The organism is Burkholderia sp. F1 (genome assembly GCF_050813845.1).
Lineage (GTDB): Bacteria > Pseudomonadota > Gammaproteobacteria > Burkholderiales > Burkholderiaceae > Burkholderia > Burkholderia ubonensis.
The window spans coordinates 2,188,435-2,207,003 of record NZ_CP172421.1 but is presented as its reverse complement, the minus strand read 5'-3'; the positions used below and the strand labels follow the sequence as shown (position 1 = coordinate 2,207,003).

14 protein-coding genes are annotated in these 18,569 nt (G+C 63.0%); 9 read left to right on the top strand and 5 right to left on the bottom strand.

Translation table 11 applies throughout. The annotated features are described in order from the left end of the window. Positions 1-305 precede the first annotated feature (305 nt). Positions 306-569: a hypothetical protein gene (locus ACFIMZ_RS10450; RefSeq protein ID WP_431819451.1), complete on the bottom strand. Its 264-nt coding sequence runs from the start codon at positions 567-569 to the stop codon at positions 306-308. Between the two features lie 54 nt (positions 570-623). Here ACFIMZ_RS10450 and ACFIMZ_RS10445 point away from each other — a divergent pair, with 54 nt between their 5' ends. Together ACFIMZ_RS10445 and ACFIMZ_RS10440 are read left to right on the top strand one after the other, a co-directional pair. Further along, positions 624-4,880 (top strand): S53 family peptidase, encoded by a 4,257-nt coding sequence (locus tag ACFIMZ_RS10445; RefSeq protein WP_431819450.1) that lies wholly within the window; start codon positions 624-626, stop codon positions 4,878-4,880. Between the two features lie 70 nt (positions 4,881-4,950). Next, positions 4,951-6,741, top strand: a complete 1,791-nt coding sequence (locus tag ACFIMZ_RS10440; protein WP_431819449.1) for an SIR2 family protein — start codon at positions 4,951-4,953, stop codon at positions 6,739-6,741. A gap of 621 nt (positions 6,742-7,362) precedes the next feature. On the opposite strand, the gene ACFIMZ_RS10435 is transcribed toward ACFIMZ_RS10440, so the two are convergent. Then, the gene (locus tag ACFIMZ_RS10435; protein ID WP_431819448.1) at positions 7,363-8,385 is read right to left on the bottom strand and encodes a GntR family transcriptional regulator; all 1,023 of its coding nucleotides are present in this window, start codon (positions 8,383-8,385) and stop codon (positions 7,363-7,365) included. A gap of 179 nt (positions 8,386-8,564) precedes the next feature. Between ACFIMZ_RS10435 and ACFIMZ_RS10430 the strand changes: the two genes are divergently transcribed. The 7 genes from ACFIMZ_RS10430 (at position 8,565) to ACFIMZ_RS10400 (ending at position 15,671) form a co-directional block, all read left to right on the top strand. Further along, positions 8,565-9,248, top strand: a complete 684-nt coding sequence (locus ACFIMZ_RS10430; protein WP_431819447.1) for an amino acid ABC transporter permease — start codon at positions 8,565-8,567, stop codon at positions 9,246-9,248. A 43-nt stretch (positions 9,249-9,291) separates the two neighbouring features. Beyond that, positions 9,292-9,936 (top strand): amino acid ABC transporter permease, encoded by a 645-nt coding sequence (locus ACFIMZ_RS10425; protein ID WP_431819446.1) that lies wholly within the window; start codon positions 9,292-9,294, stop codon positions 9,934-9,936. Between the two features lie 38 nt (positions 9,937-9,974). After that, complete coding sequence (locus ACFIMZ_RS10420) at positions 9,975-10,703, top strand: amino acid ABC transporter ATP-binding protein (protein WP_431819445.1); 729 nt, start codon at positions 9,975-9,977, stop codon at positions 10,701-10,703. Positions 10,704-10,761: 58 nt separating this feature from the next. After that, positions 10,762-11,559, top strand: coding sequence for a transporter substrate-binding domain-containing protein (locus tag ACFIMZ_RS10415; RefSeq protein WP_431819444.1), 798 nt, complete (start codon positions 10,762-10,764; stop codon positions 11,557-11,559). Positions 11,560-11,577: 18 nt separating this feature from the next. Beyond that, the gene (locus ACFIMZ_RS10410) at positions 11,578-13,143 is read left to right on the top strand and encodes a UxaA family hydrolase (protein ID WP_431819443.1); all 1,566 of its coding nucleotides are present in this window, start codon (positions 11,578-11,580) and stop codon (positions 13,141-13,143) included. Positions 13,144-13,174: 31 nt separating this feature from the next. Continuing rightward, the gene (locus tag ACFIMZ_RS10405; RefSeq protein ID WP_431819442.1) at positions 13,175-14,104 is read left to right on the top strand and encodes a dihydrodipicolinate synthase family protein; all 930 of its coding nucleotides are present in this window, start codon (positions 13,175-13,177) and stop codon (positions 14,102-14,104) included. A 118-nt stretch (positions 14,105-14,222) separates the two neighbouring features. Continuing rightward, positions 14,223-15,671, top strand: coding sequence for a hypothetical protein (locus tag ACFIMZ_RS10400; RefSeq protein WP_431819441.1), 1,449 nt, complete (start codon positions 14,223-14,225; stop codon positions 15,669-15,671). 33 nt (positions 15,672-15,704) lie between these two features. On the opposite strand, the gene ACFIMZ_RS10395 is transcribed toward ACFIMZ_RS10400, so the two are convergent. The 3 genes from ACFIMZ_RS10395 to ACFIMZ_RS10385 are packed head-to-tail and all read right to left on the bottom strand — an operon-like array spanning position 15,705 to position 18,466. After that, positions 15,705-17,108, bottom strand: coding sequence for an integrating conjugative element protein (locus tag ACFIMZ_RS10395; RefSeq protein ID WP_431822478.1), 1,404 nt, complete (start codon positions 17,106-17,108; stop codon positions 15,705-15,707). A 12-nt stretch (positions 17,109-17,120) separates the two neighbouring features. Next, positions 17,121-18,056 (bottom strand): TIGR03756 family integrating conjugative element protein, encoded by a 936-nt coding sequence (locus tag ACFIMZ_RS10390; protein ID WP_431819440.1) that lies wholly within the window; start codon positions 18,054-18,056, stop codon positions 17,121-17,123. Beyond that, on the bottom strand, positions 18,056-18,466 hold the full coding sequence (locus ACFIMZ_RS10385) for a TIGR03757 family integrating conjugative element protein (protein ID WP_431819439.1): 411 nt from the start codon (positions 18,464-18,466) through the stop codon (positions 18,056-18,058). Before ACFIMZ_RS10385 ends, ACFIMZ_RS10390 begins: the two co-directional genes overlap by 1 nt. Positions 18,467-18,569 lie beyond the last annotated feature (103 nt).

The window sequence follows — 18,569 nt, the reverse complement described above, 5'->3', positions numbered from 1 at the left end:
TGTGGTTGTCGTTTTTCAAAGCAGACACTCCACGGAAAAGTAGGCAAAGTGAAAACGACTGTTCACGGCTGCAGACTGATCACGGCATGTGACTGATCGGTCTTGGATTGAAGTTGTCATAGTACGGGCAATGGCGGAATCAGTCCCGGCTAGGAGCCTTCAGTGACGATATTTCCCCCAAAGGCGACGCTGCGTTTGACGGTCGAACTTGGTGGGAGCTGCCTCACAGCACATAGCTGCTTTTGATGAGCGTGGTGAGGGCGGCTTAGGCCTGATGGCGGACCTTGCAGATCGTCTGCTATGTGCTATACCAATGCAATATCGCATTGGCACGCACCGATGGCATAGAGAGGCAGCATTCGTTTTGTCCGTGCGACGAAGCGAGTGATTCTTTTGCTTCTGTGGAAACGCATGTTGGATGTGCTTGCAATCATCGCCTCTGATCCGCTGGCAATAGGGAAATGAAATATCCGATGAAATGGCGTAACGACTTGAGCAATTTTCGGCTCATTTTTACGCCTTGCTTGTCCTGAGCCGAATGTGGGCGCGCGCTTGGTATTCCAAGACATTTATTTTTCGACGGCTTGCTGGATGTTCCATCGAGCACGTGAAGGAGCGGTGTGATGGTGCCGACAACCAAAAACACGAAAGACCGAGCGCCGCTGTCTGGAAGCGCCCGACCACGTCCAGATCACCATGTGTTCCTCGAACGCGCCAATCCAAGCGCGAAGATCTCCGTCAGCCTGATCGTGCGCCGGCAGCCGGGCGGTCCCGCGCTGCCCGGGTTGGAGCACTTCGATCAGACGCCGCTGGCGCGCCGCAAGTACCTCACACCGGCCGAATACGCCGAAAGGCATGGCGCGGCCGCCGAAGACCTGCGCAATGTGGAGGCCTTCGCCAGAGCACACGGACTCACGGTGGTCAGCAGTCACTCCGGGCGCCGGACGGTAAGCGTCGAGGGAACCGTGTCGCAGATGGAAGCGGCGTTCGGCATTACGCTGAATCGCTATGAGGCGCCAATGCCAGGCCCGGCGAGCCGGGTGCACGGCCTCGGCGGCGACCAAGGCCAGGTCCGCGGTGGGTCACGCGAGTCGAAGAGCGCGAAGAACCAACCATTCGCTGAAGAGCGCAAGCAAGTCCACCACGGCTTCGATGGGGCGGTGCATCTGCCGCACGACCTGACGGACGTCGTCGTGGCAGTGATCGGGCTGGACGATCGTTTGCTGGGCGTCCCTGGGGGCACTGGCGATCCGGCCGGGGCGACCAGCGTAAGCGTCCCGACCGCGGCGGGGCTCTACAACTTTCCGACGATCGGCGCTGCCGACCAGACGATCGGCATCATCGCGCCGCAATCAGCTGCGGGCGTCGGCGCGAGCTATCTTCCGGGCGATATCACTGCGTACTTCGCGAGCCTGCCAGCGGGGTTCCAAACCGCGCCGACGATAAACAATGTCAACCTGACGGTCGGTGGTACAGCCTTCTCCAACAGTACGGCCGCGGTGACGGCGGTCACTGCGGCCAATCTCGGCAGTGCGGCGAACAGCTCTATCCTGGAGATCACCCAGGATATCTGCACCTCGGCCACCATTGCCCAAGGCGCGACGGTCAACGTCTACTTCACCCAGAACTCCGAAGCCGGTTGGGTGGCCTTCTTGAGCCGGGTGCTGCAACCGGAGGGCGAGAACCAGCCGACCATCGTGAGCTGCAGCTGGACGCTGTTTCTCGGAGACGATTCCGGCACCGTAGGTAAGCTGAGCGACAGCGCCTCATCCGTCTCGGTGCTCACGACGTTGTTCCAGGAGCTCGCGTCGGTTGGGGTAAGTTGCTTCATCGCCATCGGCGACTGGGGCGCCGACAATTGGTGGCGATTGGGAGGGAGCCCGGCGACTCCGCCGGACGGCAAGAGCCACGTCATGTATCCGGGTACCGACCCGTGGATCACATCGTGCGGCGGCACCATCATTGCGACCAACGCTGCGCCGCCGCCGACGATCAACGAACAGGTCTGGAGCGACGCCTACTCCGGCACCTTCGGCAATGCGAACAGCAACTTCGGCGCGACCGGGGGCGGCGTCAGCCAGACCTTCGCGGCGCCGGCCTATCAAACCGCAGCGGGCGTGACCGGCGCGACGGACTCCGGCGGGACCTTCCGGGCCGGACGCGGCGTGCCGGACGTCGCGGCGATGGTTGCGTTCAGCGGCTTTCAAGTCAATGGCATCGGCTACTTCTTCACCGGCACGAGCTGCGCAGCACCGTTCATCGCCGGCTTGATGGCAGTCATTCGCAGCGCGCTCGGGGTCGCCCTGGCGCCACTCAACTCGCTGCTCTATCAGCTGGCGGGCTCGGCGTTCAATGACGTGACCACCGGTAACAACGACTCCGGTGACTCGCCGGCGAATGTCAAGAAGGCGATCCCGACCTACACCGGCACGACGGCTGATGCACCGTTCTTCACAGCCGGCGCCGGGTGGGACGCGTGCTCGGGGCTGGGCAGCATCGACGGTATCAAGCTGCTGGACGGCATTGCTAGCCTGCTCTACGGCCGTACCTGGTACTTCCAGGTGCAGAAGGGGACATTCGGGTTCGACGAGGTGGGGATCACGCAAACCTGGGACGGGAAGCTTTCCTTGGTGTTGGAAGGGTTCACGCCCGCCCAAGTCACCGCCGCAGGCCTGACGCCCAAGGTCAATGTGGTCCTACCCGGCATTGATGTCACGGTCGGCGCGGCCAAGCCGCAGATTCCCAGCCAGACCTCGACGCCGCAGCGCATTTTCTTCCCGTGTACGATCGCCTTCGAGGCTTCAGCGATCAAGCGTGTGGCCGACGGCGGCCTGTTCCCGCCGGTGGGTGGGGCGGACACCGAAGCACCGGTCAGCTCGGTAATCACATTCGCCGGCCAGATCATGACCGCCGAGACCGTGTTCTATCTGGAGCCTGGAGCCGATCCGTACTTCAACAACTACGACCCAGCCGGCACAAACGAGTTCTATCTGAGCGACGCGCTGCGGGTATTCACGGTCACGCCCGGATTCAACAATGCCCCGATCGACGGCATAGCACTCAACGCCACGAACAAAACCGACTTCGACACCGCGGCAGGCTACGCCTACATTCAGGCGCTCCTGGCGCACCTGAACTCGACGTATGCGGATCCAACCGGAACCGATCCGTTCACGACGCTGCTGCCGGATCAGAACGCCGCACTCAGCGCCGATTCCTCGGTGTCGCCGACAACACCCAACCCGGCGGGCGGCACATTTGCCAACTACAACTTCGCAATCGCCCGTGTGCGCCTGGATGGCGCAGTGGGCGAAAGCTCGGTAAAGAACGTCAAGGTGTTCTTCCGCATGTTCGCCTCGGAAACGAGCGACACGGACTACCAGCCCGCACTGACCTATCCGTCGACCAGCGATGCGGCGGGCCTGCCCTCGGAGCCACTGCTAGGTGTGGGCAATGTCACGATCCCGTTCTTCGCGACCGGCAACTATGAGGCCAACGGCGATTTCGGAAAGAACACCGACTATTCGGCCAACAGCATCAACAACCAGCCGGTCACCATCAGCGCCGGCAAGGGGGTCTGGGCGTACTACGGCTGCTACATCAATGTTTATCCGACGAAAAACACCATCGCAAACGCCGCGGTGCAGACTTTGTTCCCCAGCACCCACGCATGCCTCGTCGCGCAAATCGCGTTCGACGATGCGCCGATTCCGACCGGCCAAGGGCTCGGCCCGGAAAACTTCGACAAGCTGGCGCAGCGCAACTTGGTCGTGACGTTGTCAGACAATCCCGGCCCGGCGACTGCTCACCGCATTCCACAAACGTTCGACTCACGGCCCGGCAAAGTGTCGGGGACGGGCGGCGGCATCGCCGACTACCCCGATGAACTGATGATCGACTGGGGCGACACACCGGTCGGATCGATTGCACACATCTACTGGCCGCAGGTGAAGTCGGCCGACGTGCTGAGCCTCGCCAAGTTGTTTTATTCGACACATCAACTGTCGGCGCGTGACGAGTACACGGTCCAGTGCACGGTGCTGCATGGCTACACCTTCGTGCCTGTCCCGCCGGGTAGTGGCGAAAACTTCGCCGGACTTTTCACCGTCGACCTGCCGGCAGGCGCAGTGCACACGGGCCAGGAGTTCACCATCACGGTCCGCCGGCTTTCGACGCGCGAAGGGGTGGTGAGCGACCCGCCGCCGCCACCGCCGCCCATCGCTGGCAGAGCCAAACCGGCGGCGGGTCAGGTCCGAACGCTCGCCACGACCAGCAGATCCCCGAACAGGCATAACGTCGACTGGCGCTATGTCGTCGGCACTTTCGCTGTGCGCATCCCGGTGACGACTTCGAAAGTGATGCTGCCGCTCGAGGAGAACACCTATGCGATCCTCAAATGGCGCTACGAGCGATTGGCGCACACCAACCGCTGGCGCCCGGTGCTGAAGCGCTATCTGGAATACATCGCCGCGCGGATCGAAGGCCTTGGTGGACAGCCGTGGAAGATTACGCCGTCGCCGTGGGGATATCCCCACGGGCATCGTGGCCACGGCGATCATCCCGGACAAGGCGGTCACCCCGGCCATGGACACGGCGGACATCTCCCCGGCCACCTGAGGCCGGGCGAGCGGGAGCACACCGGCAAGGTCGACGGCCTGGTCTACGACCGGTTCGGCGACTTCGAGGGCTTCCTGTTGATGACCGAAGAAGGCCATCAGCGCAGCTATCGCAGTCGCGAGGCAGAGATCGAGGCGCTGGTACGGTTCGCTTGGCAGGACCGCGCCGTGATCGCCGTCATCACCCGCGACACGGACCCGAGTGTGCCGATTTCGGTGATCCTGCGACGCGCGCCGCCGCAGCCGAAACGATGGCCGGCGTGATGACGGCTGGTGGACTGTTTTTTTTCTGGGGATAGTAGCGCACTGCGAGCCTGTCAACGGGTGGGGGGCTATGGCTGAAGAGTTTGACCTGCATTCGCTGGTTGCTGCCTACGATCGAGGCACGCTCGTGCCATTCATCGGCTCCGGGATGAGCCGCGAGATTTGCGGGACGTGGGGCGAACTAATACAGGGCCTTGAACGTCAGGCGGAGCTCCCGGAGTTACCGGTCGAGGACGTGTCCCCGGAGGAGCTTACCCGGCGTGCACTGGCTGCGGTGCAATGGCTCAAGCGCAATGGTAAGGACATAGGCTGTGCTGTACGCAAAGCGGTCTATGTTAACCCCAACGCAGAGCTTCCGTTATCTTCAACGCTGCTGGCTTCACTGTATTGGCCGCTGGTGTGCACGACCAACTACGACGACGTTTACCTCCGTAGCGTCCTCCACGCGAATCGAGAGCTGCCGCGTGTTTTGGGGCGGTCGGAACGCGATTGTCGCCGAGTCATGAACCACATCGCCTATCCAACTGATGAGGTCTTGTGGGCGTTGCAAGGGTTCCTCGAGCCTGACTCAAGCAAAATCAAATGCAAGGTCGATGTACTGACAGACTATAAGCGGTTGGACAGCGAGCTCGTCGTGGGGCACAGGGAGTACCGCAAAGCTACCCATCGTTCGCCGAACTTTCGTCGGGCGTTCGCAGAGGTGTATCGTACGCGTTCGTTCCTGTTTCTGGGTTCGGGATTGCTGGAGCCTTACCTTCGTGCTCTTTTCGATGAGATTGTCGAACTCGCTGGGCCGCCTGTACAGCCACACTTCGCCATCGTTGAGGAGGGGAAGTTCGACCCGGCTTTTTTGCGTGAGCAATACCACATCCTTTGCGAGACTTACCCGCAGCATAAGCACAATATGGTCAGCGAGTGGCTAAAAGACCTGAGGGACGAAATTAATAAGACAAGGCCCCGGATCACCTCGTGGGCCTATCACCTCGCATCACGGCCTAAGCGCCCTGCAGACCGTGGAACGTTTGAGATCCGGATCGGTGAACACCCTGTAGCAGTTCAGGAGACGGAAGCTCTCGCTACAAGCTGGGGCAGAGATATAGGCAACACCGGGTCGGCTCGAGGGGCTGCGCGCTACGGGAGCAAGAAAAGAGGAAACGGAAACAAGCAGACCTCTATCGACTGGCTGACGGATTGGGTGGTCCAGTTGGCCAGCGGTGAGAACCATTATGGTGTCGTCGCGCGCGACCTGGTGACGGGTCAGGGTTCTTCGAAAGGTCGCCGCAGCCCCGAAGCGGTTCGCGCAGCGTTCCATTCATTTCTGAACCTTGCCACTGAGCGTCAAAAGCAAATCGCGCACGTCCAACTCCTCGGCGCAGGGGATTGCCGGGTCTTCAGTTCTTGGGTCGCGCTGACGCAGATGGCGAGAGCGTACGGCGAATGGTTTAACAAGCTTGAAGACAAGGCGAACGCGCTAAAAGTAATCGTATACGTGGTCGACCCACTCCTGGTTGGGATGTTGACGGCAGGGCACGTCAATATCCCCGAGTTCCTTTTCGCCGGCAATCGGCTTCGCCTCAGGGTGGAAATAGTGGATGCAGCAGGAGACGTGGAGGAGCACCATCGCCATGTCAAAAGTGACGAGACTATTGGAGAGGTGCTCAGCCAATTGCGGCGAACGACGGCTGAGCCACGCGTCTACTGCCACCCTGCACCGACGCTCAACGCGGCCCCCAAGCGTTTCAGCCATGTGCGGGACACCACTTGCCTGGACTTCGGTTTGATATCAGGAAGCACCCTGACAGTCGACTTTCAGCAGCATGTGGCGGACGCCGCAGAGTCGCTTGAAAAGGCGAAGCGGTAGGCTCCGCAGCCGCCAGAGAAACTCGTGAAAATTCTGACGGGGACTACTCTGGATACGTTCGACACATACGTATGGCCAGCATCGAACGCTTACGGCCATCACTCGCTCATTGAATGAGTGGGCAGCACTGATGCTGTATTTCAACGACGGGACCGACCGACGCGAGTGCATCTTCGTTCAATATCCGGCGCCCACGGCGCGGCCCAAATAGTCCAGATGTTCTTGTACCCAACTGCCCATCATTCCGTGGGGAGGCTCAAACTCACTGCCCTTCGGATTCGATAAGGGAGGTGTGGTCGGATCCCAAGCCTGTGTTTACGCTTAACTGCCATGCAACGAAGCTACGTCATCCTGAGAAGGTTGTAAGTCGAGTGGCAACGCAACCCGGGTGCCTTTTGTTATCGACATAATTCGCAAAAAAATAACCCTGACTTCCTCTAGGAAGCCAGGGCCATAAAACCTCGCTGGAGCACGAGGGAATTTCCCGGAGCGTTGGTTTATTGGCAAGACCTACTATCCCAAACCTTACACTCCGATATGGTGGGTGTCATTCTGACTCGTACGAAAATCCAAGGCTGATTCGGACGAGCGCTGGGATGCCGTGCCAGGAAAGGCCGTCCTTCAGCCGATATAAGCCAACTGCGGGGCCGGGACACGCTGCTGGATCAGCCCCACACGATTGATCACTTTCTGGCAGGAGTTTTCCAGGTGGCGCCGCAGCGCTTTCTGCGCTCGCGCTGTTTGCCCCTGCACCAGCGCATCCAGGATCTCCAGGTGTTCCTGCATGAACGGGTCCTGGTGCGGCATAGGCGCAGCTGCGCCCAGCACATGTTTGCTCAGCGTGAGAATGCAGCGGGTCCGCTGCAGGCTTTCGACGATGCTGTCGTTCGGGCAGTGGCCGAGCAAGGTCACGTGGAGGTCGTGCTCCAACTCGTCCAGTTCCGCACGGGTGAGGCGAGGGTAGCGACGCTTGGCTTTGCGCAATCGCTCGGCCATGGCAGCCACTTCGTCCTTCGGCGTGTGTTTCGCCGCGCTCTCGAGCGCCGCAGGTTCCAGCAACCAGCGCAGCTCGTAGAGATTGCGGATGCGACGCTCGTCCAGTGGGGTCACCGTCCAGCGCAATCGCTCGTCCTTGCTGATCAAGCCGAGTGATTCGAGGCGCAGCAGCACATCTCGCGCCGCGGTGCGGCCCACGCCGAAGTGGCGGGCCAGCTCCATTTCGTTTATGCGGTACGCGCCGAAGACCGACAGGTGCACGATGTCGTGCTCGACGGCCTGGTAGATGCTTTCCCAGCCGAGGGCCTTGCGCACCGGCTCGGCCGCATCGTCCAGCCCGAGCATGGCGGCGGTGAGCGGAATCCGCCGCGGCGTCTGTCCTTCGGCGCCCGCCAATAAGCCGCGTCCGTCGAATCGGCTGACCAACCCCAGGGTTTCCAGTTCGCGCAGCGCCTGGCGGACCGGCATGCGCGTGACGCCGAACAGCTCGGCGAGCGGACCTTCAAGCAACACCGTGCCGGGCGGCAGGGCGCCAAGGCTCAACGCTTGGCGCAGTTGCTCGGCGATTCGGCCATAGATCGGCGCGTGATCGCCGGTGTCATCGGCGGGCTGCGCGGCGGGGAGAGGATGCTTCGATGATGGCTTCACTTGGTTTCGTGCGTTCAGTCATACCGCATCGTACGTCAGGCGCCATGGGCAGCGATCCAAGTTCGAGACGATCTAGGGAAAACGATAATGGCTGTTGCCGGCACGAGTCGTTTAATTTGACTCGTGCCGGCATTAGTCATTTTTGATATGCCGGGCGCCACTCACTTTCCGGGATCGCCATGGACTACGACTTCGACTTCAGCTTCTTGCCTACGCACTGGGCTGTGCTTGTTGCCGGTGCGTGGTCGACGGTGCGCATGTCCCTGGCGACCATCGTGTGCGGTTTTCTGCTTGGGGTCGTCCTGGCAGTGCTTCGCACGCAGGGGCCGCGCGGGGTGCGCCGCGCGGTCACCGTGTATGTCGATGCGATTCGCAACACGCCGCTGGTGATTCAAGCCTTCTGGCTGTTCTTCGGCCTGGCCACGCTGCAGATTCGCGTGCCGGCGCTCGCCGCGGCGGTGATCGCGCTGGTCATCAACGTATCGGCCTACACCACGGAAATCATGCGCGCCGGCATCGAGTCGATCCCTCGCGGGCAGATCGAAGCGGCGTCCTGTCTGGGCATGAGCCGCTGGAAGATCCTGCGCCTGGTGATCCTGCCGCAGGCGGTGGAGCGCATGTACCCGGCGCTGATCAGCCAGTTCGTGCTGATGATGCTGGCCACGTCGATCATGTCGCAGATATCGGTGGAGGAGCTGACATCGGCCGGCTACAGCATCCAGTCCGAGACGTTCCGCGGCTTCGAAGTCTATGTGGTGGTCGCGCTGCTTTACCTCGTGATGTCCTGGTTGCTGCGACTGATGATGGCCGGCGTGGCGTGGCTGATGTTCACGCGGCGTCGCCGGCTGGGGACGCCGCTGTAGCCGCATCGTCACACGTACCTTCTTTCACTTCAGGAGCCGGCATATGCATGGCATTTCCTTCGAGCACCTGCAGTTCATTTTTCGTGGCGCGGGCTGGACGCTGCTGCTGTCGGCCATGGGGTTTCTTGGCGGCGCGATGGTGGGCCTGCCGTTGGCGCTGGTGCGTAGTCGCGGCGGCCGCTTCGCGCGAGCCGCGGCCGGCGGCGCGATCCAGCTTGTGCAGGGCGTCCCGCTGCCCGTGCTGATGTTTCTCTGCTACTTCGGCATCAGCATCGCCGGTTTCAACCTGCCTAGCCTGGTGGCGGCGGGTCTGGCGATGACGGCGTACTCCGGCGCGTTCCTGGCGGAGATCTGGAAGGCCTGCATCCAGGCGGTGCCGAAGACGCAATGGGAGGCTGCCGAATGCCTGGGGCTGGGGCGGGTGCAACGCGTGGCGTACGTGGTGCTGCCTCAAGCTGCACGGATCGCCATCGCCCCCACGGTGGGCTTCCTCGTGCAGATCGTGAAGAACTCGTCCTACGCCGTGGTCATCGGTTTCTTCGACCTGACGTATTCGGCGCGGGTCGTGAACAACTCGACGTTCGAGCCGTTCGTGGTGTTCAGCATCGCGGCCGCGATCTACTTCGCGATCTGTTACCCCCTGTCGGTGCTTTCGTACCGGTTGGAGAAGCGCTTGCGACGCGCGTGAACGCCGCGCCCAAAAAAACGTTACAGGAGACCGGTCTCATGGACGAGATCATTTGCTTCAAGCAGGTCAGCAAGTCGTTCGGCGATGTGCAGGTGCTGAAGGGTGTCAGCTTCTCGGTCAAGCGCGGACAGGTGGTCGCGTTGATCGGCCGCAGCGGCTCCGGCAAGACCACCGCTCTGCGATGCATCAACGGGTTGGAGACGATCCAGGGCGGCGAACTGCAGGTCTGCGGGCGCGCGATGGAGCGGGGCGACGTCGATCTGCTGGCGTTGCGTCAGGAAGTGGGCATCGTCTTCCAGGCCTACAACCTGTTTCCGCACCTCACCGTGCTGCAGAACATCACGCTCGCTCCGCGCAAGGTCAAGGGGGTGGCGGCGGCGGATGCCGAGGCGCTGGCCATGGATGTCCTCGGCAAGGTCGGATTGCAGGACCGGGCGCATCACTATCCCGAGCAACTCTCCGGTGGCCAGCAGCAGCGCGCGGCCATCGCACGCTCGCTGGCGATGCAGCCGAAGCTGATGCTGTTCGATGAGGTGACCTCGGCGCTCGATCCGGAGCTGACGGGCGAAGTACTGCGCGTCATCGAAAACCTCGCGAGCGAAGGCATGACCATGGTCCTGGTCACCCACGAAATGGCCTTTGCGAAGTCCGTCGCGGACCAGATCCAATTCATGCACCAGGGCGTGGTGTGGGAGCAGGGCGACGGCGACATGCTGTGCCAGCCCCGGACGCCCGAACTGCAGCAGTTCGTTGCCAGCGGACTGTAGCCGCGACGTGCATCACCCATCGATTCCTCGATTGACCCACCCCACGAGAGAGTGCTCCATGAAGACTGTTGCTCGGATGTTTGCCGCGCTCGCGGCGTCCTGCCTGCTGGCGACGTCCGCCAGCGCCTGGTCGAACACGCTGGAAGCCATCAAGCAGCGCCAGAAGATCATCGTTGCCGTCGATATCAGCGCCCCGCCGTACGGGATGCTGGATGAGCAGGCACGCCAGACCGGTTCTGACGTGGAGGCCGCGCGACTGCTGGCCAAGGATCTCGGCGTGGCGTTGGAAATCGTCCCGGTCAACGGCCCCAATCGCGTGCCATACCTGCTGAGTCGCAAGGTCGACGTGGTGCTGGCCTCGTTCTCGATCACGGACGAACGCAAGAAGGTCGTCGCGTATTCCGAACCGTACGGCGTGGTCCCCATCCTGGTGGCGGGGCCGAAGGCGGTTCCCGTCGCCGGTTTTGCGGACCTGCGCGGCAAGACCATTGCCGTGACCCGCGGGACGACCAGCGACCAGGAGCTCACCCGTGGTCTCAAGGATATTCCGGGCGCCCAGATCGTCCGCTACGAGGATGACGCCACCACCAACACCGCGGTCGCCACCGGTCAGCAGGATTTCCTGGTCGGCGCGCCGAGCGTGTTGCCGGCGATCAAGAAGGCCAACCCTGCGCGCGACATCGTGCCCAAGTTCACGGCCAAGGCTTACCCCTACGCGGTGGGTCTGCGCAAGAACGAACACGAACTCAAGGCATGGCTCGACGCCTGGGTCGAGACGAACCTGAAGAACGGCAAGTTCAACGAAATCTACCTGCGTTACTTCGGCATGCCGTTGCCCAAGGACATGCAGCGCTGACCGTCCAAGGAGAATCGTATGCTCAGCAACAACGTCGTTACCTCAGCCGCGCCGCGTGAGGCTGCGCGGGTGATCCGGCTTCATCCTCAAGACGATGTGGTGGTCGCCCTGGAGCAACTGATTGCGGGCACGCCGGTAGCCGGCGAGGGCGTGACCGTGGCAGGCCTGATTCCGCCGGGTCACAAGGTGGCCACCCGGGCGATCGCGGTGGGGGAGGCCGTGCGGCGCTATGGCCAGATCATCGGTTTCGCGAGCCAGCCGATCCGGCCGGGGCAACACGTCCATACCCACAATCTGTCGATCGGCGATTTTGTGCGCGACTACGCTTATGCGGTCGACGCGCGACCGACCGAACGGTTCGCTGCGCCTGCAGCCTTCCAGGGGATCGTTCGGGAGGACGGCCGTGTCGCTACGCGCAATTACATCGGCATTCTGACGAGCGTGAATTGCTCGGCCACGGTGGCGCGTGCGATCGCCGATCACTTCCGGCGCGATATCCGTCCCGACGCCCTGGCCGACTATCCCAACGTCGACGGCGTGGTGGCGCTCACGCACCACAGCGGCTGCGCGATGGATGCCGAGGGCGAAGGCCTGAAGATGCTCCAGCGCACGCTGGGCGGCTACGCCTGCCATCCGAACTTCGCCGGTCTGCTGATGATCGGTCTGGGTTGCGAGACCAACCAGATTGCGCGCCTGCTCGCCACTCAAGGGCTGGAGGAAGGCCCTGGCCTGCGCACTTTCACCATCCAGGATATGGGCGGCACCACGCGGACCATCGCGCGCGGCATCGAGCTGATCCGCGAGATGTTGCCGCAGGCCAATGCGGTGACGCGAAAGCCGGTGCCCGCCAGTCATTTGCGGGTCGGCTTGCAGTGCGGCGGTTCGGATGGCTACTCGGGCATTTCGGCCAATCCGGTGCTGGGCGCGGCCGTGGACCTGCTGGTCCGACACGGAGGGACGGCCATTCTGTCGGAGACCCCCGAGATCTATGGCGCCGAGCATCTGCTCACCCGTCGCGCGCAAACCGCCGAGGTCGGGCGAAAGCTCATCGAACGGATTCGGTGGTGGGAGTCCTACTGCGCCCGCAACGGGGCGTCGATGGACAACAACCCCTCGGCCGGCAACAAGGCCGGTGGCCTGACCACGGTGCTGGAAAAGTCTCTGGGCGGCATTGCGAAGGCGGGCTCCACCAACCTCATGGAGGTCTACCAGTACGCTGAGCCGGTGCGCGCCAGCGGTCTCGTGTTCATGGACACACCGGGCTACGACCCGGTGTCCGCCACCGGCCAGGTCGCAGGTGGCGCGAACCTGATCTGCTTTACCACGGGCCGCGGATCAGCCTACGGCTGCGCGCCGGCTCCGTCGTTCAAGCTGGCGACCCATACCGCGCTATGGCACCGACAGGCCGACGACATGGACCTGAACTGCGGTGACGTGCTGGATGGAACACGCACCATCGCCGAGCTGGGCGAGGTGCTGTTCCAGCGACTGCTGGAAACCGCCTCTGGCAAGCGGTCGCGCAGTGAGCTGCATGGCTACGGACAACAGGAGTTCGTGCCTTGGCAGACCAGCGTGATTACCTGATTGGACTACCTCGACTTTTTCGGATCACCCCATGACTCAACCTAAACATCCTCGCTATCGCGGCATCTTTCCCGTTGTCCCGACCATCTTCAAGGAAGACGGTAGCCTCGATCTCGACGGCCAGCGACGCTGCGTCAACTTCATGATCGACTCGGGTGTCGACGGCCTGTGCGTGCTGGCGAACTACTCGGAGCAGTTTCTGCTTGCCGACGACGAGCGCGAAACGCTCACGCGTGCAGTGCTCGCGGGCGTTGACGGGCGTGTCCCGGTGATTGTCACGACCAGCCATTTCAGCTCCCGGGTCTGCATCGAACGCAGCCAGCGTGCGCAGGCGATGGGGGCTGCGATGGTGATGGTGATGCCGCCATACCATGGCGCTACGTTCCGTGTGAGCGAAGCGCAGATCTACGCGTTCTATGCGCGTTTGTCCGATGCGCTGCGCATTCCCATCATGATCCAGGACGCGCCTGCCGCCGGCACGCCCATGTCGCCGGCCTTCCTGGCGCGCATGGCCCGGGAAATCGCGCAGGTGTCGTACTTCAAGATGGAAACCGCAGGCGCCGCCGGAAAGCTGCGTGAACTGATCGAACTGGGTGGGGATGCCATCGAGGGCCCTTGGGACGGGGAGGAGGGCATTACGCTGCTGGCGGATCTGGACGCGGGCGCGGCGGGCTCGATGACGGGCGGCGGCTTTGCCGACGGCATCCGGCCCATCATCGAAGCGCACCGCTCAGGCCAGTATGACTGGGCCTTCGACCAATACCAGGCGTGGCTGCCGCTGATCAACTACGAGAACCGCCAAGCCGGTTTTTTGGCGGCCAAGACGCTGATGAAGGAGGGCGGCATTATCGACTGCGACGCTCCCCGGCATCCGTGGCCCCAGTTGCACCCGGATACCCGCGAGGGGTTGCTGGACACCGCCCGCCGACTCGATCCGCTGGTGCTTCGCTGGGCGCGGTGATCCGTTGCCCGCTTGATGAGGAAGCGGGGCGTGTTCCAGCGGTTGTCCTGAACGCAGTGGCACACTGAGGCCCGGCATGCGTACGGTGCATGCCATCGAAACGGAGTGAGACCATTCCATGACATCGAGAGAATTGACCCGGCGCGAGGCGCTGGGTCAACTGGTGGCTGAGCTGGATCGCGTGTATCCGCAGGGCTCGTATGACGGCGACGCACTGCAGAATGAAAAGGGTATGCCGGATTTTGTGACCGCCAGGAACGGTCGTGAGCGGCAATTCACCCGGGTCGCCACGAGGGCGTTGCAGGCGTTGGTGCTGGCTTGGCAGAAAGAGGTGCCACGGCTGGCCGTCACATTGGATTCCGCGGCGCTGCAAACCCTTCTGCAGCAGTCCGTCGCTGACCTGCATGCCGATGGCCAGTTCGGTAACGACGTCGCCGCCAACCTGGCGTGCGTTGAGCAAACTTTCGAGCGGACCCTCGCGAAGACCGAAACCAGCTTCACGCATGCGTTTCCGGCCAGGACCTTGGGCATGGAGGTCGATGAACCTTACGTCCTTGGACCCGTCACCTTTATGACCCGCGACCAGTGGATCGAGGCTGTCGAATTCAGCGACCGCGCGAAGGAGCAGTACCTCGGCGGCTCGCGGGACAACGAGCAGTGGAAGCCAAGACTCCGTGCAGCATTGTCCCAAGCCAAAAGGGCCGTGCCGGTGGATGCCGAGCCACTTCCCGGTCTCGCCGCGGCGCTGTATGGCCCGCTCAGTGCCTGCCGCTCGCTCCTGAGAGTCTCGCTGTCCGGCTACGAGCAGTCGCTTTCCGTGAAAGCGGCACGCCATATCAGCAAGACCGCGCTCGACGGTTTGTCGCTGATGTTGGGCGGGCGTGATCTCTTCCATCAGCAGGTACTCGTTGACGAGCGGATGCCCCCTGTCGGCCACTACACGCTATTGGAGTCGAACGGCTACCTGCGGTTGCCTGGCATGGGCCTCAACAAGCAAATCCCTATCCTGAGCGGTCGCCAGGTTAAGGGCGATCTCAGTAAGGCCAGCCTCCGTCCCTTGCTCGATGCGCTCGCCCATGTCCTGGACGGCTTGGTTTCACCGTCCACTCACTCGCATCCACTTCTGGCCATGCGCTGGGCTGTCGCGCTGGATTGGCTCGCCGAGAGTGAGCGCGAGTACAACGAAGCCATCGCGCTCACCAAGATTGGCACCAGCCTGGACGTGCTCACCGAAGGCGGCCGATTCGGCGGCATCCTGGATATGCTGACGCATCTGACGGGGTGGAAGGAGGAGACCGCGTTTCCAGTCGGACCGTACACGCGTGATTTACGGTGGCTGGTGAAAGAGCTGTACGACCACGGCCGATCGAAGATTCTGCATGGCAACGTGTTTGACCGACTGCAGTCGTTCGCCGAGATGCGTCGCTCCGGCGCCATGCTGGCGCGGTATGCCTTGATTGAATGCGCCTTGCGGTTGAAGTCCTACACCGGAGCGGATACGTCGAAGGCTTTTCGCGACATACCACGTCCGCCCGCTGCAGAAAGCACGGACGAGGAAGCCGGGTAGATTTTGGAGTAGCGCCACACTGAGGAGCGGCTGCTACTTGCCACTTGCGGGCTTCTGGATCTCCTGCACGCGATCACGCACGGTATCGCCTTCGTATACGCCACGCGAGCCCGCCGCGCGCGCGCCGTGGCGCTGGATGATCGTCATTGGCGAGTTGGCGGCCAGCGTCCGGCGCAGCTCCAGCTCCGTCTTGAGATTGCCGATTTCCTGCGCCAGGGCGGCGCTTTCCTGGTCCACGGCTTGGATAGCCAGCTCATTGGCGGACACGTTCGGCTCCTTCTTGCCGGCGAGCAACGTGCGCTGCAGCAGCAGGGCTTTCTCGAGCACGCTGGTCAGCGCCACCTCAGACGCCAGGCGTTGCCCGAGCAGGTCCTGATCCGGCTCGTCGCGCAGCGCTTCGATGACGCCGCGGGTGATGGGCAACGAGACTGCGCCGGCCGCTTCCAGGTTCTCGGCCGTGGGTGGCTTAGTGCCGCTGACCAAGGCCTGCAGCGCCTTGACCTTGACGTCGTATTCCTCCTGAATCATCGGCGTGAGGCCGACGCCCGGCGTCGTTTGTGTTTTCGTGCACTGCTCGCAGGTGCGTTGTTCGCGCTCGCCCAGCACGCGCGTGGCCCAGGTCGCGGCGGCCTGCGGCGAACTCCAGGTCTGGCAGGTCTGTCGGTTGCCGCAGGCACTGGGGCTGATCGATGAGGTGTCGGTCGCGCTGCGGCTGCTTAGCAGGTTGTAACCGGCACGGGTCACGTCGCTGACCACCTTGATCGAACTCTGTCCGTTACCGCCGGCGTTGCTGCCGCCGACCCACGGAACCCCGTTGTTGCCGCGGCTCTTCTCGGCCTTCTCGACAGCGGCCACGGCATCGGTGCTGGACACCGCCTGCTTCAGCGCCATGCCCTCGGCGAGCTGGCTCCATCCGGTCTGGCCTCCAGCCAGATCCGCCATGCGCTCGGCCATGGCGCGGCAGGCGAGCTTGGACCGGTCGAAGTCGAGCCGCGCTTGCAGCACGCCATTGGTCAGCAGGTTGTACAGGCCGGGATCGGCGCGCTGGATGATCAACGCCGGCAGCGAGGCGACCGCGCTGGTGGCGCTCTGGATCACACTCGACATGATGTTCTGAAAGCCGTTGGTGATGCCGTTGAGCTGGTTCTGCAGCGTGGTGGTGATGCTCATGTCGCCGCAGATGAGGTTGCTGTTCCAACCGAGTCCCACACCCAGGCTCTGCATGTTGCCCGCGCCGCTCATCGACACTGCGCGGCCGCCGCCAATGCTGTAGAGCACGTCGTCGCCGATGACGCTGCCCGAACTGCGGATGGTGCCGTCGCCGATCTGGGTCTGTGCCCAGAGCGGTGCATTGGCGACAGCCAGCGCGACAAGCAAGATCGCGCGGCGCACCGTCGTGCGGTGACGGTCGTAGAAGCGGTGGGAGGAGGGTTTCATTGCCATGGGGCCTCAATGGAAGTCCGTACTGCCCAGGAACTTCTGTCCCCGGCGCTTGCAGCAGCTATAGGGGCGCCAAAGCGCCCAGGCGTAGTCGCCGCGCGTGGCTTGCGTCAGGAAACGCGTGTTGGGGAATACTGCGCAGGTATTCGACATGCGGGGTGTCAGTTCCTGCCACTTGCCCGTCGAGATGTCGCCTTCCACCAGGGCCCCGGCCGGCCAGTAACCTTCGCGGGGCGTGCCGAGTAGCGCTTGATACACATGGGGTTGGCCGCGCCGCGTCACCACATCGCCGGCACGCTGGGCGACCACAGCGCTGGCCTTGTGATCGTCCACCTGGTGCAGGTTGCCGCCGCGTGGGTACACGCTGCCCCACAGGTTGAACGTCAGGCGTCCGCCGATCTCCCGCATGCCTGGAATCAGGGATTCCGGATAGACCAGCTCCGGCACGTTGTAGCGCCAGGCCAGGGTGTCGAGCGTGCTCAGCAGATATGGGACGAAGGGCGTGGCGGCTCCCTCGCAGGTGTATCCGGAGGCGGCAGCGAACTTGCTGAACACCAGGCCGGCCGGATGGCCGATGACATCGGCATTGCGAAACTTGGCTAGGTTATTTTCGCTACCCAGATTGGTCGTGCCATCGCCGCCGCCAAGAGCGGTGGGATTCGGCGTGCTCAACAGGCTAACTTCCCGCCACGGATTCTCGCCGGTGTTGGCGTAGCTCGATACGACGGCGTCCGGAATGTAGTGGCGGATCTTCACGGAGGTGCGCACGACGCAGCCGCCGAAGCCACACTGCAACCAGTAGCAGATACCGACGACACGGTAGTCGAGGCAGCTAGGCGACAGCGCGGCGGCCGTGATAGACGCGGTATCGAGGGCACATACGCTGCCGGATACCGCCAGCATCACCGATGCCGCGATAACGCGCAGACGGCGCGAGGCGATCATCACGGATGCTCCTTGCGGTACTGAGCGATGCGGGTCAGCGCGATCGACACATCCGACTCGCCGTAGACGACGTAGCGATGAGCGAACACCACGGCGGGCACTTTGGCTACGCCCAAGCTCCAGGCCTCGGTCACGCCTTGATAGGCCGTCACCAGTCGCTGTTGCAGGTCGGGGCCACCCTGTTGCAGACGTCGTTGGACGATGGAAGTGGCTTTGTCAGCATCGCCTGGTAGGCTCGCGGCCAGTTCTTCTTCAAGGCGTGCCGCCGCGTCCAGCTCGACGACGGCGGTGCCGGCTGGCACGCCCCGCACCGAGTGAGCGCGGTCGGTAAAGACGTGCAGGTCGGCCGCTATCGCCGGCCACGTGCTGGCGGCCAGTAGCACAGCGGCGGCGAGGTGAGCGAGCTTCATGGTGCGGCGCCTGGTTGGGGTACAGGCATGCAGTCGACCGCATGTCGCTTACTCGGGCCATGGAAAAACGGTTATAGCCGCCATCCGCATTGTTGTTAGGTCG